Origin of the sequence: Lactobacillus sp. UMNPBX15, assembly GCF_002553785.1 — a bacterium.
Taxonomy (GTDB): domain Bacteria; phylum Bacillota; class Bacilli; order Lactobacillales; family Lactobacillaceae; genus Lactobacillus; species Lactobacillus crispatus.
Genome location: NZ_PCYV01000013.1, coordinates 1 through 14,782 on the forward strand (window position 1 = coordinate 1; position 14,782 = coordinate 14,782).

General features: G+C 34.0%; 13 protein-coding genes. 7 read left to right on the forward strand and 6 right to left on the reverse strand.

The genetic code is table 11. The features are described from left to right. Window positions 1–118: 118 nt before the first annotated feature. Entirely contained in the window at window positions 119–1,717 is a 1,599-nt protein-coding gene (locus CP366_RS04645; RefSeq protein WP_165518574.1) for an ABC transporter ATP-binding protein, read from the forward strand. Continuing rightward, window positions 1,714–3,297 (forward strand): ABC transporter ATP-binding protein, encoded by a 1,584-nt coding sequence (locus CP366_RS04650; protein ID WP_089148054.1) that lies wholly within the window; start codon window positions 1,714–1,716, stop codon window positions 3,295–3,297. Before CP366_RS04645 ends, CP366_RS04650 begins: the two co-directional genes overlap by 4 nt. A 43-nt stretch (window positions 3,298–3,340) precedes the next feature. Here the strand turns inward: CP366_RS04650 and CP366_RS04655 are convergent, their stop codons facing one another. Next, on the reverse strand, window positions 3,341–4,060 hold the full coding sequence (locus CP366_RS04655) for a hypothetical protein (RefSeq protein ID WP_057726910.1): 720 nt from the start codon (window positions 4,058–4,060) through the stop codon (window positions 3,341–3,343). 388 nt (window positions 4,061–4,448) lie between these two features. Then, entirely contained in the window at window positions 4,449–4,688 is a 240-nt protein-coding gene (locus tag CP366_RS04660; protein ID WP_089148055.1) for an RpiB/LacA/LacB family sugar-phosphate isomerase, read from the reverse strand. Between the two features lie 75 nt (window positions 4,689–4,763). Here CP366_RS04660 and CP366_RS04665 point away from each other — a divergent pair, with 75 nt between their 5' ends. Together CP366_RS04665 and CP366_RS04670 are read left to right on the forward strand one after the other, a co-directional pair. Continuing rightward, a complete protein-coding gene (locus CP366_RS04665; protein WP_089148056.1) occupies window positions 4,764–5,333 on the forward strand; it encodes a hypothetical protein in 570 nt (189 codons plus the stop codon). Further along, a complete protein-coding gene (locus CP366_RS04670; protein WP_089148057.1) occupies window positions 5,334–5,705 on the forward strand; it encodes a nuclear transport factor 2 family protein in 372 nt (123 codons plus the stop codon). Between the two features lie 47 nt (window positions 5,706–5,752). On the opposite strand, the gene CP366_RS04675 is transcribed toward CP366_RS04670, so the two are convergent. Then, window positions 5,753–8,068, reverse strand: coding sequence for a phospholipase D family protein (locus CP366_RS04675; protein ID WP_089148058.1), 2,316 nt, complete (start codon window positions 8,066–8,068; stop codon window positions 5,753–5,755). 172 nt (window positions 8,069–8,240) lie between these two features. Between CP366_RS04675 and CP366_RS04680 the strand changes: the two genes are divergently transcribed. Next, window positions 8,241–8,801, forward strand: coding sequence for a histidine phosphatase family protein (locus CP366_RS04680; RefSeq protein ID WP_089148059.1), 561 nt, complete (start codon window positions 8,241–8,243; stop codon window positions 8,799–8,801). Between the two features lie 90 nt (window positions 8,802–8,891). Here the strand turns inward: CP366_RS04680 and CP366_RS04685 are convergent, their stop codons facing one another. Then, the gene (locus CP366_RS04685) at window positions 8,892–10,259 is read right to left on the reverse strand and encodes an aspartate kinase (RefSeq protein ID WP_054833014.1); all 1,368 of its coding nucleotides are present in this window, start codon (window positions 10,257–10,259) and stop codon (window positions 8,892–8,894) included. A 19-nt stretch (window positions 10,260–10,278) separates the two neighbouring features. Further along, window positions 10,279–11,769 carry a threonine synthase gene (thrC, locus tag CP366_RS04690; RefSeq protein ID WP_089148060.1) on the reverse strand — a complete coding sequence of 497 codons (1,491 nt, stop codon included), beginning with the start codon at window positions 11,767–11,769 and terminating at the stop codon, window positions 10,279–10,281. A 111-nt stretch (window positions 11,770–11,880) separates the two neighbouring features. On the opposite strand from thrC, the gene CP366_RS04695 reads away from it, so the two are divergent. Together CP366_RS04695 and thrB are read left to right on the forward strand one after the other, a co-directional pair. Continuing rightward, complete coding sequence (locus CP366_RS04695) at window positions 11,881–13,116, forward strand: homoserine dehydrogenase (RefSeq protein ID WP_089148061.1); 1,236 nt, start codon at window positions 11,881–11,883, stop codon at window positions 13,114–13,116. Between the two features lie 14 nt (window positions 13,117–13,130). Next, window positions 13,131–13,994 carry a homoserine kinase gene (gene thrB, locus CP366_RS04700; protein WP_089148062.1) on the forward strand — a complete coding sequence of 288 codons (864 nt, stop codon included), beginning with the start codon at window positions 13,131–13,133 and terminating at the stop codon, window positions 13,992–13,994. 26 nt (window positions 13,995–14,020) lie between these two features. On the opposite strand, the gene CP366_RS04705 is transcribed toward thrB, so the two are convergent. Then, window positions 14,021–14,668 (reverse strand): temperature-sensitive replication protein, encoded by a 648-nt coding sequence (locus CP366_RS04705; RefSeq protein ID WP_089148063.1) that lies wholly within the window; start codon window positions 14,666–14,668, stop codon window positions 14,021–14,023. Window positions 14,669–14,782: the final 114 nt, after the last annotated feature.

A 14,782-nucleotide genomic window follows, 5' to 3' on the forward strand; every position in this document is an offset into this window, starting at 1 on the left:
ATTAAAAAATCAATTTACGAGAAAGATCTATTTACACAAAAGATTTGACAGTTTCATTTTTGTGTAGTAATATTAAAGGATGATAAATGTTTTTATTAATGATTAATGGAGGAGAAGTATGAGTTTAAAAGAGCTATTTAAAAGCAATGTGTTTCGAGCCTGCATTATTATCTTATTGTATGTTTTATACGCATTATTTGGGAGTTTTAGTGAATATTTATTTAAATATGCTCTGAATTCAATTACTGCTGGTAATTTTAATACATATGTTTATTGGCAAATAATGCAGTTTGTTTTAGCATTATTCACTTCGTTGCTTTTACCAATTACTACCGTTGTTTTCACTAGGCAGACGCAAAACTATCTGCATAAAATTCGGCAAGAAATCATGCATCATTACTATGATGAAAAAAGTGATGAAAAAGTCTCTAGTATGCAGAACCGATTAACAGCCAATTTAAAAATCTTATCAGATGATTATGCTACACCTTGGATTACTATTTTAAGTGGGGTTTTAGAGATTGTGATTGCTATTGTTTTACTAGCAAGCATGAACTGGATTCTAATTTTGGTTACTGCCATTTTAGCTGTGATTACACTTTTTGCTCCTAAAATTATGGAGAAGAAAACATCAGCTGCCACAGATAAAGTAAATAAAAAGAATGAAAAGCTGTTAAATACAATTGCTCATTGGCTTGGTGGATTGCAGGAACTACGTCGTTATAGTGCATACAGTCGTTTGGTTAAGCAAATTCATCGATCAAGTAGTGATTATGTGGACGCAAGTAAGGGTAGTGCAAAATTAAGAAGTGTAAGTTATTTGATTAATGCTTTTAGCACTTCAATTGCACAAATTGGTATGAGCTTTATTGCTGGAATCATGTTTTTGCTTAATATGATTTCATTCGGTGATTTTGCAGTTGCTAGTGGTTTTGCATTTACGATTTTTTCAGCAATTTGGAATATTACTCAGTCGTTAACGCAAGTTAAGTCAACTAAGGCTTTACGCGAACAGATTACCGATTTAAGAAAGCAAGTTCCTGATGAAAATAAAGATAAAGTATCAGCCTACGGTCTTAAAGTTTCAGGCTTGTCTGTAAAATACGATCAGGGGGAAACAATTTTTTATCCTGATTTTACAATAAAAAAAGGGCAGAAAGTTTTGCTTACTGGCGATTCAGGAACAGGAAAATCAACCTTGTTTAATGTTTTGTTAGGTAAGCTAAAACCTGAATCTGGTACGGTGACCTATCTAGATGAAAATGAAACTATCATTCCTGAAGGAAAAGCTAGAATTGGCAATATGCCGCAAAATCCAGTAGTTTTTCCCGCAACGATCAAAGAGAACATTACAATGTTTAACGAAAATTTGCAGGATAAGCTTCAAGATGTTGTTCAAGCAGTTCAACTCCAATCCGACTTAGCCAAAATGCCAGATGGTGTTAATACAACAATTGATCTAAAAAGTGAAAATTTGTCTGGTGGACAACGGCAAAAAGTTGTTTTAGCGCGAACGGAAATACACGAGCAATCGTTTGTTTTAATGGATGAAGTAACTAGTGCGATCGATCAAAAAGCTACCGAAAAAATCATTGATGAATTGCTCAAAACAGATCAAACTATTTTGATGATTGCTCACAACTTTACGCCAGAATTAAAAGCAAAATTTGATCAAGAAATTAAATTAAAAAGTAAGAAAGGGGATAAAGTAAGATGAATTTAAAAGCTTTTATTAAAACCAATCCAATTCGTTTCTGGTTAACTGCAATTGGTTGGATTATTATTCCTGCTTTATCAATTACCAATACTTACGTTGTACAAGAAGAGACGAATATCCTTTTAAGTCGTAATTGGACTAAGTTTATTTTAATCGATGTTCTTGCTTTTCTGATTATGTTAGTTGACTATGGTGTGAGTGCTTTAGTTGATTATCAGCAGCAGGCTCAGGTACAAGACTTAAATGATCAAGTTAGAGATAAAATTGTTAAGCGATATTATTATGACGGGAAAAAGCATACTGTTGCACAGATGCAAAATCGTTTGACTAATGATTTACAAATGCTTAACAATAACTACTTTATTAATGTCTTCTTATTGATTTATGGTGTGTCAACGATCGTTTTTGTTTTAATTTATCTTATTTTATTGAGTTGGCAATTATTGCTGGCTATTTGTTTGATGGTAGCTATTTCTCTTTTGCTGCCAAAGTTAACAGAAAAGCCGTTACAAAAAGCAACAGAATTAATTTCTGACAGCAATCAAAAATATTTAGATACATTAAATGATTGGTTATCTGGTCTGGATCAACTTCAACAATTTTTAGCTGGAGCTAAACTATTTTCCGTAATAGAAAAAACATCAAAAAAATTAGAAGATGCTAATGTTAAGCAAACGGCTTATATTAAACTGCTTAATGCTGTAAATGGAATTGTTTCCGCGGCTTTTGGTTTAGCATTGTTTGTGCTTGCTGGTTGGTTGGTTAAAAATCATCAAATTCCAATTGGTGCCTTATTGGTAGTCGGTAATTTTCGGTATTACTTAAATGGAGGAATTGATACACTTACTAACGGGTTAGGAGCAATGAAAGGTAGTAAAAAATTACTTGCCGAAGTTGATGAAGCTGCTAGTGATATTCCAGTGCAAGCTGAAAAAGACGTAGCTATGCCTAGTGTAATTAAGACAGAAGATTTAGTTTTAAAGTTTCCTAATGGAGAAAAATTGACTTATCCTGATCTTAAAATTAAGCAGGGTGAAAAGATTTTATTAACTGGTGATTCTGGTGCAGGTAAGTCTACTTTGTTTAAACTAATTTTAGGTGAACTTAAGCCTAGTGCAGGTAAAGTTGTTTATGAGGATAAGGCTGGTAAGAAAATTAATCCTGATTTGAGTAAGATAGGTTATTTACCGCAAGATCCAGTAGTTTTTCCAGCATCGATTGAAGAAAATATTACGATGTTTAATGAAAAACTGAATGGAAAAGTTAAACAAGTAATAAATGAAGTGAACTTTGCTGATGATATCGCTAAGTTTACTGAAGGACTAGATGAAAAGATTAATCTTGATAAGCTAAATATTTCCGGAGGTCAAAGACAAAAAATTGTATTGGCTAGAGCAAAAGTTCACAATAGTGATATTATCTTGATTGATGAGGGAACTAGTGCAATTGATCAGAAAGCTACAATGTTGATTTTGAAGAATTTATTGAAAAGCAAAACGACGATTGTTTTTATTGCCCATAACTTTAATGAAGGAATGCATCAGTTGTTTGATCGAGAGATTCATTTAGTAAAAGAATAGTTGAAGAAAGACACTGCATTTTTAGGGTTGCAGTGTCTTTACTTTAGTTTGGAAAGATATAGGTATTGAAACTGTTATTCTTATTTATTTTAAAATAGCTTAATAATTGATAAGCCATCCAGTCAGTATCGTCTGCTTCAAAAAATATTGAAGGATAATTTTGAAACATTTTAACTAGAATAGTTTCAATAAAATTATTAGAACTAAACCTATCCCAAGAACAGATGTATGCAATCTCGTTGTTTTCAGTGAATACAAGATTATCTATTTCTCCGAGTTCATTAGTACTATAATATCCAGTTTTTGTTGGAACTTCTTGGATAAACGTGTCAATATTAGCAGTTAATGGTGACACAGATTGATGAACTTGTTTGTAATATTTATAAAGTAATTGGCAACATGTTCTGTAATCGGGACTTTCTGTATTGAAAAAATGAAGAGATAATTTGTTATTGATCTCAATTTTTAAATCTTTTTTGTTAACGGTAAGCGTATAACAGTGTCGTTTGCAGATAAAACCATTTCTTAATAAAAAATCTACGATTGGATTTTCATTTGAATCAATCATGACTTGCAATGCTTGGTGCTCTGCTTGAACTATTTTTGAAAATGGAATATTTACAGAGTAATCACTTAGATTGAATTTTAGATAAATATATTTGTTATGAAAAAGATTGTGATAAGTAGAAATAGTGCCTAGATGCTTATCGTTATCAGTTACTTTGTAGATTTTAGGAGATATTTTTTCAATTTTTGTAGTCATTTTTTATCCTTTTGATAATTGAAATTAATTTTTGATCGGTTCCGTTTTTAATTATGAAGTTATAAATCGGTTCATAATTGAGCACAGGGAAAATAAGATCAGGATCAATTTTAGGTATAATGTCAATCATTGATTTCTTACTAATTACGTTGAGATTTTTAACTTCTTGAGCATTTCTTATCTTTCTTTTTGCTTGTGAAGGAGGATAACCTTGTCCCCAAGGCTGTTCAAAAAGATTTTTTATAGTCTGCTCAAAATTGATTTCACCACTCCAACCCCAATTAAGTCCTAGTGGAAAGGAGACAACACTGCCGTTATTGATATGACCAAAAAGAAAAGCATCTTGTGGAGTGGGGATATAACCACATTGAATATTAGGAAAAGTATTTCATGCAAGCATCATTCCTTGTCCAGAAGTACATCCTGTCACAATGAAGTCAGTCGCCTTGCTATTAATTAATAATGCAACAGCTAGGGAAACTTGCACGTAAGCTAGACTAGCCGAACTATCTTGATAAATACCAAAATTGAATACTTGATCATTGGATCCTACAGATTCTTGGATATACTTCTCTAATATGAAATTTTTACTTTTTTGCGATGTAGCTTGAATAATACCTATTTTCATAAGTTTTACCTCAAAGGTTTATTTTGAAAGCGCTTTATAATATTGTGTAGGAAAATAAATAAGAAGGTGAGCACAATGAAAGACAGAATTATTGTTGGAAATCCTGTTAAATTGAGTCATGTTTTAATCGGTATAATTGTGGTGATTTTTCTTTCACTGTTTTTAACAGGATTTGGTTATCAACCTTGGTGGCTATTTCTTATTGTACTAATTTTAGGCGTATTTGTCACTTTACCGACTTGTTTCAGTTCATATTGGCAAATTGATAGTAAGAATATCACATCTATCACTTATGATAGCAATGATGCACTAAAATTGCTGCAGTTACTTGGTTTGCGTAAAAAAGATAAGCAAATCATTAATTTGTCAGAGATAAAAAATGCTTCTGTTGTTTATCGTAAAAATTTGCGTCTCAGTCCCGTTGATTTTAATCCCGACTATCTAGATTTAATCTTAGATCTAAATAAAGGAACGAAGGTTACCTTATCACTTGGAAGTATTGATTATCAGAAACTAGATTCTATTCTAACTTTATTGGAGGATAAGGATACTGCAGTACATGATAAGCAGGGAGTTCAGCAATTATTGAAGGAAAATAAAAATTTGTTTAATCATTTTCACAGGAAAGAATGGACATCACTTTAGGTGAGTAAAAAACAGATAATTAGAGACTATTTCCAGTCATGGCTTAAACCAAATATTGAAGTTATTAAATCTATCTTTGATGAAAATGCTACATATAGTGAGTGCTATGGACCTATTTATAGAAATAAAAAGGAGATAATATATTGGTTTGAAAAATGGAACAAGCAGGGAAAAGTAATTGCTTGGCCAATAGAAAAGATATTAATTAATGAAAATACATGTATTGTTGAATGGCATTTTAAATGTAATTACCAGAAAAAAATTAGTGAATTTTACGGTATCTCAATTATAGATTTTAATGATCAAAATAAAATAATTTCAGTAAAAGAATATCAATCTAAATCTCAACATTATTATCCATATAGCAAATAAGACTTCTAGCCATGATAGGTTAGAAGCCTTATTTTGAATGATACAATCTAATTTCTATGGAAGAGATTACCAAACCAACTATGGTTCTTTTTAGCCTCTTCTTTTCGTCGTTGTTCACGATCTTCTAACATTGCCTTAGCCAGCATATCAACTGTTTGAGTTAATTGTGCTTGATTGTCTCGTTGTTGCTTATCTCTAAATGAACTACTATTTTGATACTTATTCATTAACGTATCATCATCAAGCCATTTATCAAAGTTTTCCACGTCAAGGATAAAGCCAGTACTAGTTTGTTGTGATGCAATGTGATATTTTCTAGGCAAATATTTAAAGTAGCGATCAAGCATAGTAGAGCCACTGTTTTTCGCCGTTTGATCGGAGATTTTATTGAAAAGCTCTTTATTGATTTGAGCTTTTAGCCGGTCATCTTGTTTAATAAATAAGATATCGCTACCAATTTTTGCTTGATTGATTAACATTCCCCAGTCATTTCGACCAACGAATAGGGAATAATCGTAATTTTCTTCAAAATACTTGCTGACTTGGTTATACATATCAAATTTATCAAGTGCAGTTTTTAAAACATGCTTGATTGGATATAAGAAGTCTCTTTCAATCTTCTGCGCGTCTTCAACACTAACGTTAGTAAAGAATTTTGCTAATTCAACTTGACAATATTTAAAAAGATCATCATTTGCACGGCTAAATAAGCTAGTTAATGCTGCATTACGTTGATCACTTCCACCTGAAAAAGTAGATTCAAAGCTTAAGTACCATAAACGACGCATAATTTCAGGCTTTAGTGAAAATTGTGATTTAATAGAGCTTTCTTGTCTATTCATCGTGAAAATGAATGCTGGTGAGGGATGAGTTAAATTACGGTTGTTAGTAACTTCCTTGATGAATCTTTCAAAGTAAGTACGCGTTGTAAGTTCAGGACTGACATCATCAATCATTAATGGACTTACAGGACCATTTGTATATACATAGTCACTTAGCGTGTTGGTAATTGTCATATTGATATTACTCTTGCCAAAGGCATAATTCTTTGGATCCATCATTCCACTATCTAAGAAATTATGAGCACCAATTAATTTAGCGGCTATTCTTTTCCCTAGGGTGGACTTACCAGTTCGACCTTGTCCGATTAGTGCTGTAGCAATAGGCACGTCCTCTCTAGATACGTTGCTTCCAGATAATTCATATAAATTGCGGATTTTCCAAAGCCATGGTGATTCATACAGAAACAACATAAAGTCACAAGCTTGCCAGCCTTCACCAACTTCTTTGTAAGTATTATATTCATGAGTGATATCACAGAAAAGCTGAAGTGCATTTTTTAATTGCTCTTCAGTTAAATCAGAAGTAATAACTTCAGAAGGGATGTTATCACCAATTTTAGAGGCTTGGAATAATTGACCATTATTGTAAAACTGAACAGGAACAGGGAAGAGATCTTCTTCTTTTTCAATTTGTGTTGTATCTGCTTTTGCCTTTTTGTCTTGACGAATAATGTGCTGAGTTAAGCTATATAAATCTTGCCCGATTGTATCTAGCTTACGTCTTTTATTGCCACCTTCACCAAATAAAGTAACTGTTTGTGAAGCAACAAGCTTTTCATTTTCAGATAATTTCTTTAATTCATCATCTTTGCTGTAATGGTCACGATACTTTTTGATCTCTTCAGCTGGAAGAATGATGATGTCTTTACCAGTTGAATTAGGACTATTTTTAATTTCTAGAGAAGAATCCTGCATCACATGAATGCGTAGCTCTTCTTTATCTTTGTCTTTTAAATAACCAGATAATTTTTTAGCATCAATGTATGTTGCAGCTTGATCAAGGTTATCCTGAAACATTTGTTGGTAGCAATTGAACAATGGATCAGAAGTATTGCCGTAGTCCCAAACTAATTGCTCCATATTTTTATTAACAGCCGCATCGGTAAGATTCATTGAACCCGAAAAGACGGAGTACTTGCTTTGATTTCTCATTAAATAAAGCTTAGTGTGAATCAAATTCTGTTTGGTGAAGAAAAGTTGTAAACTACCATCTAAAATGCGTTTAGTGAAGGTACTATCTTGGTGCTCGTAACTATATTCAATCAAATCACGACGCTTATTTAAAATTTGGTCAATTCTTTTGCCAATTGAATTTGATCCATTATCAGTTAGTCCAAGAATTAGTGTGATCTGGTCAAAACGTGGTAGAAGATTTTTCTCAATAAATTTAATGTTGGAAACAAAGGAAATACCTTTAAACTCAGAGAATTTATTTGATTCTCTTTGAAAATCAACTAATTGCCAAAAATCGGCATTGGAAATTAATTTTTGATCAGTATGATTGAGTATTTCTAATCCCATATGAAATCCTTTCGTGAGTATACAAATATTTGCTTTTAGTGTATCGTGAAAAATTGAATTAGAGCAAGGAAAAATTAAATTATCATTGAATTTATAAATTGGATTAAGTAAAATTTGATTCAAATAACGGTAGTAAAAAAATATATAATATGTTATTGCTTGGGAGACAATTATGACAACAGTATATTTTGTAAGACATGCTCAACCTGATTTATCAGTTCATGATGATTTAACACGTCCTTTGACAGAAAAGGGGTTGCAAGATAGAAAAAAAGTAACTGATTACTTTAGAGATAAACACATCGACCAAGCTTTTTCTAGTCCATTCAAGCGTGCAATTGATACAATTCAACCAGTTATAGACGAGAAGGAACTAACATTATCATCTATTTCTGACTTTAGAGAAAGAAAAATTGGTGATGAGTGGATTTCTAATTTTCATGAATATTGTGAAAGACAGTGGGAAGATTTTGATTATAAGCTAAGAAATGGCGAATCTTTAAAAGAGACGCAGAAGAGAAATGTTGTAGCTTTGAAGCTAGTTTTGTCCAAATATCAAGATCAAACTATGATTATTGGTGGACATGGTACAGCAATTGGATCAGTAATTAATTACTATGATCCAAGCTTTAAATATGAAGCCTTTGCTATGATCCAGCCAAAGAATCCATTTATTGTGAAAATGAACTTTGATGGAGAAAAATATTTGGAGTATAAAGTAGTTACTTTTTAGTAAAAAGATAATCTCATAAAGTAAAAATGGTAAATCAAGGTACTAATAACCAGATTTACCATTTTTTTATTTGTTATATTATAGCTTATGTTAAATTTTATCCTGAGCAATGAAATTATCATAAATGGTTTTGATAACTACTTCTTCATCTTGCCGTCTGGTACCAATCATAATTGAGATTTGGGATGCCCCCTGGTTAATCATTTGAATGGAGATGTTCTTTTTACCAAGAGGGTAAAGCAGGCTAGCACATAAAGTCAGCTTGTCCTTCATCCCTTCACCTACCACCATTGTGATCGCATAATCATCAATCCACTGCATTTGATCAGGATTTAGACTAGTTTGAATTTCATTACAGATAACATCAATTAACTGATCAGTTAGGACATCTTTTTTGAAAATAATGGTAATATCATCAATTCCTGATGGCATATGTTCATATGAAACGTGATGTTTTTGCAAAATTTCCATTAACTTCAAGGTGAAACCAGCACCTTTATTTAACATATATTTTCTTAAATAAAGGGCCGCGAAGTTTTTGCCTCCGGCAATACCTGTGATTGTGTGTTTAGGTATAAAGCCGTCCTCTGGTACGATCATTGTCCCAGGTTTTTCTGGAGCATTAGTATTTTTAACATTGACAGGAATTTCGCCTTGAATAGCAGGAATTAAGGCTTCATCGTGAAAGACGGAAAATCCCGCATAAGATAGTTCCCGCATTTCTTGATAAGTCATTCTTTTAATTGGCTTGGGCTGATCAACGATATGGGGATTGGCTGAAAAAATAGCATCGACATCGGTGAAGTTTTCATAAAGATCAGCGTTTAACCCCCTAGCTAGAATAGCACCGGTAATGTCAGAACCACCGCGAGAGAAAGTAGCAATATGTCCTGATGGTGTAATGCCATAGAAGCCAGGAAAAATGATCTTTTCATCTTTTGCAGCCTTAATTCTTTTTAAGTTCACATAAGTTTCAGGATTGACTTCAGCATTATTAGAAGTGCCAGTGACAATTAAACCTACATCTTTTGGCTCTAAAAATCGTGCTTTAATTCCTTGATGATTTAAAATTTTAGCAATCAAAATTGCATTAAGACGTTCTCCGTGTGCTTTAAAGGTTGCCATGCGGTAGTCATTATTAGGGTAACTTAGCTTCGGCAATGTAAGTAGAAGCTGCTTAATATCCTCTAATTCTGCTTCAGGCAGCTCAAAATATTGGGCAATTAATTCATAACGCTTAAAAATACGGGTAGCGATGTCTTGATAATTATTACTCCTCAAGCTCATATATGCGTAAGTGATCATTAGATCGGTTACTTTAATATCATCCTCAGTTCTTTTGCCCGGTGCTGAGACTACAACGACTTGTCTTTCGGGATCGGCATTAATAATACTTAGGGCCTTATCTACGCTATTACCTGAGGCTAGGGAAGAACCTCCAAATTTAACAACTTTCATATCTATTTTTCCTTAACTATTATTTCAAATCTAAAATTGAACTGATTTCTTTTTCCATATCATTTGGTTCAATAATTTTTTCGGTCTTGGGTTCACGATCAAAAAGGGCACGCACACCGATTGATAATTGACCGCCTAATTCATCATGCAATTCTTTAATTGCACCGACGCCAGTTTGCATACTAGGACCACCAGTGATGGCTTCATACACCGTTTCTGGGAACTTATATGGACTGGCCGTTGAAACAATGATCATTGGGGTTTGATCGCCGGTCTTCTTTTGATATTGATTTGCTACAAAAGAGCCAACAGCAGTATGTGGATCAATTACATAGCGGTCATAATTGTAGACCCGTTTGATTTCTGATTTAACCTCTTCTTCTGTTGCAAAACCAGCTGCAAAATTTTTTTGTAATTTAGTGAAAACTTCACCGCTAACTTGATAATGACCGCGTTGAGTCAATTGATTCATTAAACTAGCGACTTCATAGTTATTTTCGTCATAAAGGTCAAATAAAAGTCGTTCCAAATTGCTGGAAACTAGGATATCCATTGCTGGTGCATTGGTTAAATGGAACTTACGTCGCTTATCGTAGACACCATTATTAAAGAAATCAGTCAATACATTGTTTTCATTAGATGCACAAATCAACTTTTTAATAGGCAAACCTAATTTCTTAGCATAATATCCAGCTAGGATGTCACCAAAGTTACCTGTTGGCACAGCAAAGTTAACTTCGTCTCCTAGTTTAATTTCTTGTCTGCGTACTAATTGTCCATAGGTGTAGAGGTAGTAAGAAATTTGCGGAACCAGACGACCAATATTCATCGAATTAGCTGAAGAAAATTGATAGCCATTAGCATTAAGTCGGTTTTTGAAAGAATCATCGTTGAAGATTTTTTTAACTTCAGTTTGAGCATCGTCAAAGTTACCTTTGATTGCAATTGCACGCAAATTGTTGCCGCGTTGGCTGAGCATTTGCTTAAGTTGAACAGGACTAACGCCACCTTCAGGATAAAAGACTATGACATCGGTACCCTTTTGATTAGCAAAGCCACGCATTGATGCCGTACCAGTATCGCCAGAAGTAGCGGTTAAAATAATAATATCTTTAGCAATCTTTTCAATTTGAACAGCTCTGGTCATTAATTGTGGCAACATTTGCAAAGCTATATCTTTGAAGGCAAGGGTAGGACCGTGAAAAAGCTCCATGTAAAAACGGTTATCGTGCTTTTCGATTGGAACAATGCTGCGATCATCCCATTGTTCACTATAAGCGCTTTGAACTGCAGTGGTGATTTGCTCCTTAGTAAAGTCATCAAAGAATAAGCTAATAACCATGGCAGCGATTTGCTTGTAGGAAAGTTTGGATAAATCTTCTAACTTAAAATTAGCTTGAGGAAAGGCAACAGGCACGTAAAGCCCACCGTCTTGAGCTAAGCCTTGAATAATTGCTTGAGGTGCAGTTAAAGTGTTTTCTTTTGAACCTCTAGTACTACGATATTGCATAAACAATCTTCCTATCTTGTGAAATATTAATATTATAACTATTGTACCTTGATTAGCACCTATGATACAATCGTAAAAATAAGAAAATCATTAAAAAGAGGATAAGATCAAATGGCCATCAAAATTGCATTGCTTGGATTAGGAACAGTTGGTTCAGGTGTTTTAAAAATAATTAAAAATAATAAAAAGAAGATTAGACAAACAAGTGGTGAAGAAATCATCATTGAAAAAGCTCTAGTACGTAATCCAGAAAAACATCGTAATTTAGCTAACGAAGTGATGCTAACTACAAATTTCGATTCGATTTTGCAAGATCCCGAAATTAAAATTGTAGTTGAATTAATAGGTGGGCTTCATCCTGCTAAGGAATATATTACTGCAGCAATCAATGCTGGAAAAAATGTAGTTACGGCCAATAAAGACTTAATGGCAACTTTTGGTTCGGAATTGATTAATTTAGCTGCAAGTAAAAAGTGTGATTTAATGTATGATGCTAGCGTTGCAGGCGGGATCCCTATTTTGCGGACCTTGGCTACCTCTTATTCCAGTGACATTATTTCCGAAATTCAAGGAATTATTAATGGTACGACGAATTATATTTTGTCACAAATGGGGGAAAAGGGACTAAGTTACGAGGAAGCGCTGAAAAATGCTCAAGAGCTGGGCTTTGCGGAGGCTGATCCCACTAACGATGTTACAGGTAAGGATGCAGCATACAAGATTGTAATTTTAAGCAAGTTTGCTTTTGGTACTAAGATTAGTATTGATGATTTTACTATTCAAGGGATTAATAATCTAAAGGATTTTGACATTAAACAGGCTCAGAAGTTAGGCTATGTCATTAAGTTGATTGGGATTGCCCAAAATATTAATGGTAAATTATTTGTAGAAGTTGCTCCATGTTTGTTGCCAGAAAATGCGATTATGGCGCATATTAAAAATGAACTAAATGCTTTACAAATTAAGAGCCAAAGCCTAGGAACAGCAGTATTCACAGGCCCTGGTGCGGGTAGCTCTGCAACGGCTAATTCAGTCATGAGTGATGTGATTACTGAAATAAAAAACGTAGTGAAAAAGACCACCGGTCAGCCATTTAGTAATTTCTCCCATGTTATGCAATTAACAAGTTCGGAGGATGTGAAGTATTCCTATTATTTATCTTTCGAAGCAGAAGAGACCTTGTTTGATTTGAGTAAATTACTCTCTGATTTGGAAATTCCGGTTCGTGAGATTAAACAAGTACAATCAAGAATTGTAGTTGTAACCGAAAATATTAGTCGACAACAGCTCCAAGATTTAGCAATTCAAGATCAATATTTAAAAGCTAGCTATAAGATTTTACAGTAAAGGAAGGGAGAAAAATGATTATTAAAGCACCAGCTTCAACGGCAAATTTGGGCCCTGGCTTTGATTCACTTGGCATGGCGGTTTCACTTTATTTGGAAGTAGAAGTTTTAAGCTTAGCCGATCGCTTTCAGGTGGATCATGTGATGAAAGGAATTCCACATGATGAAAAAAACTTAATTGTTAAGACTGCACTAACAGTTTATCCAGGTTTACAACCGCTTCATTTACGCGTCAAAAGCAATATTCCGTTGGCTCATGGTTTAGGCAGCAGTTCAAGTGCTATTGCTGCCGGAATTGAATTGGCTAATCAAATTGGTAAGCTGGGACTATCAGATGAAGAAAGGGTTCAATTAGGAGCTAAAATCGAGGGACATCCTGATAATATTGCACCGACTATTTTGGGCGGCTTGGTTGTTGGTGCTGAAGTTAACCATCATTTTGATGCAGTTGAAGCACCACTTCCTCCATATGCGTTGGTGGCTTATGTACCCGATTATAATTTGGAAACTAAGACAGCTAGAGCAGTTTTGCCTAAAGAATTAGCTTTTGGCGTAGCTACGCATGGCTCAGCAGTTGCTAATACTTTAATTGCTAGTTTGTTTGCTCAAGACTACCCTAAAGCAGGAGAATTAATGGAACAAGATGTATTCCATGAAGTTTACCGAGAAAAACTAGTGCCAGAACTTGTAAAAGTGCGGGAGGTAGCTCATTCAAAACATGCCTTGGCAACTTATTTGAGCGGCGCAGGTTCAACTATTATGACGTGGATTGAAGATAAACATGTAGCTGGATTTTTGTCGGGCTTACGTAAACATGATTTAAAAGATGAGACATTGATCTTACATCCTGATGAACAAGGTATCCAAGTTATCCAATAAAAAAGACTGACCAAACGGTCAGTTTTTTAGTCATCAAAGGTTGCGGCAAAACTATCACCATCAACTAGCATTCTTTTAGCATTGACAGCATACCAATAAGGAATAACCTCAGTGCCATTTTCTTGCTCGAATTCGCAGTCGGCCATTTTTAAAATTTGATCTAAATTTTTAGCACTGACGTTAGGGTAGAGCTTCAGCAAAGCTTCTTGAGTAATGCCACTTTGCGTAAAGCCACTAGCGGGATAGTTGGCAGAAAAAATATCAGAAAAATCATCTAAGTCATATCTAGGCTTAAATTCTTCATCAAAGTATTTGATTTCGATGTTTTCAATTTCCATAAAGGCACCAAGCTGTTTTGCCATGTAAGGGAACTTATTAGCTAGTTGTTCAACAGTAAAACCATTGTTTGCTTTAGTTTGTGCATTGGGATGCAGTTTAAGCCAAGCTTCACGTATATTATGACTATCTTTTCTTTCAGTAAGAAGGTCTTTGACTTTTTGAATAGCTGCATTGTGTCTGTTCAAGGCTTTTTGCCAGTCTAGTCGATTAGGATATAGTTGTCTATAGCGTACAGACAAAGGATGGTTGATTGCGTTGTAGATAAAATTCAGCTTGTCAGTGGTATAAGAGGTTAGCTCATCGTCACGCCACATTAATTCATAGTAAGAACTCATGGAAAGACACCTTTCTATCTGGTTAGACTAATTAATAATTTAACTGAATAGTATCATTTTTGGCTCCATTTAACAAAAGTGATAAAAATGTCTATTTAGATTGGTCAGAAGCAA

Bases quoted from the DNA above. Each gene is read 5' to 3' on its own strand.
- CP366_RS04645 (WP_165518574.1), top strand. From the start codon at position 119: ATGAGTTTAAAAGAGCTATTTAAAAGCAATGTGTTTCGAGCCTGCATT.
- CP366_RS04650 (WP_089148054.1), top strand. From the start codon at position 1,714: ATGAATTTAAAAGCTTTTATTAAAACCAATCCAATTCGTTTCTGGTTA.
- CP366_RS04655 (WP_057726910.1), bottom strand. From the start codon at position 4,060: ATGACTACAAAAATTGAAAAAATATCTCCTAAAATCTACAAAGTAACT.
- CP366_RS04660 (WP_089148055.1), bottom strand. From the start codon at position 4,688: ATGAAAATAGGTATTATTCAAGCTACATCGCAAAAAAGTAAAAATTTC.
- CP366_RS04665 (WP_089148056.1), top strand. From the start codon at position 4,764: ATGAAAGACAGAATTATTGTTGGAAATCCTGTTAAATTGAGTCATGTT.
- CP366_RS04675 (WP_089148058.1), bottom strand. From the start codon at position 8,068: ATGGGATTAGAAATACTCAATCATACTGATCAAAAATTAATTTCCAAT.
- CP366_RS04680 (WP_089148059.1), top strand. From the start codon at position 8,241: ATGACAACAGTATATTTTGTAAGACATGCTCAACCTGATTTATCAGTT.
- CP366_RS04685 (WP_054833014.1), bottom strand. From the start codon at position 10,259: ATGAAAGTTGTTAAATTTGGAGGTTCTTCCCTAGCCTCAGGTAATAGC.
- thrC (WP_089148060.1), bottom strand. From the start codon at position 11,769: ATGCAATATCGTAGTACTAGAGGTTCAAAAGAAAACACTTTAACTGCA.
- CP366_RS04695 (WP_089148061.1), top strand. From the start codon at position 11,881: ATGGCCATCAAAATTGCATTGCTTGGATTAGGAACAGTTGGTTCAGGT.
- thrB (WP_089148062.1), top strand. From the start codon at position 13,131: ATGATTATTAAAGCACCAGCTTCAACGGCAAATTTGGGCCCTGGCTTT.
- CP366_RS04705 (WP_089148063.1), bottom strand. From the start codon at position 14,668: ATGAGTTCTTACTATGAATTAATGTGGCGTGACGATGAGCTAACCTCT.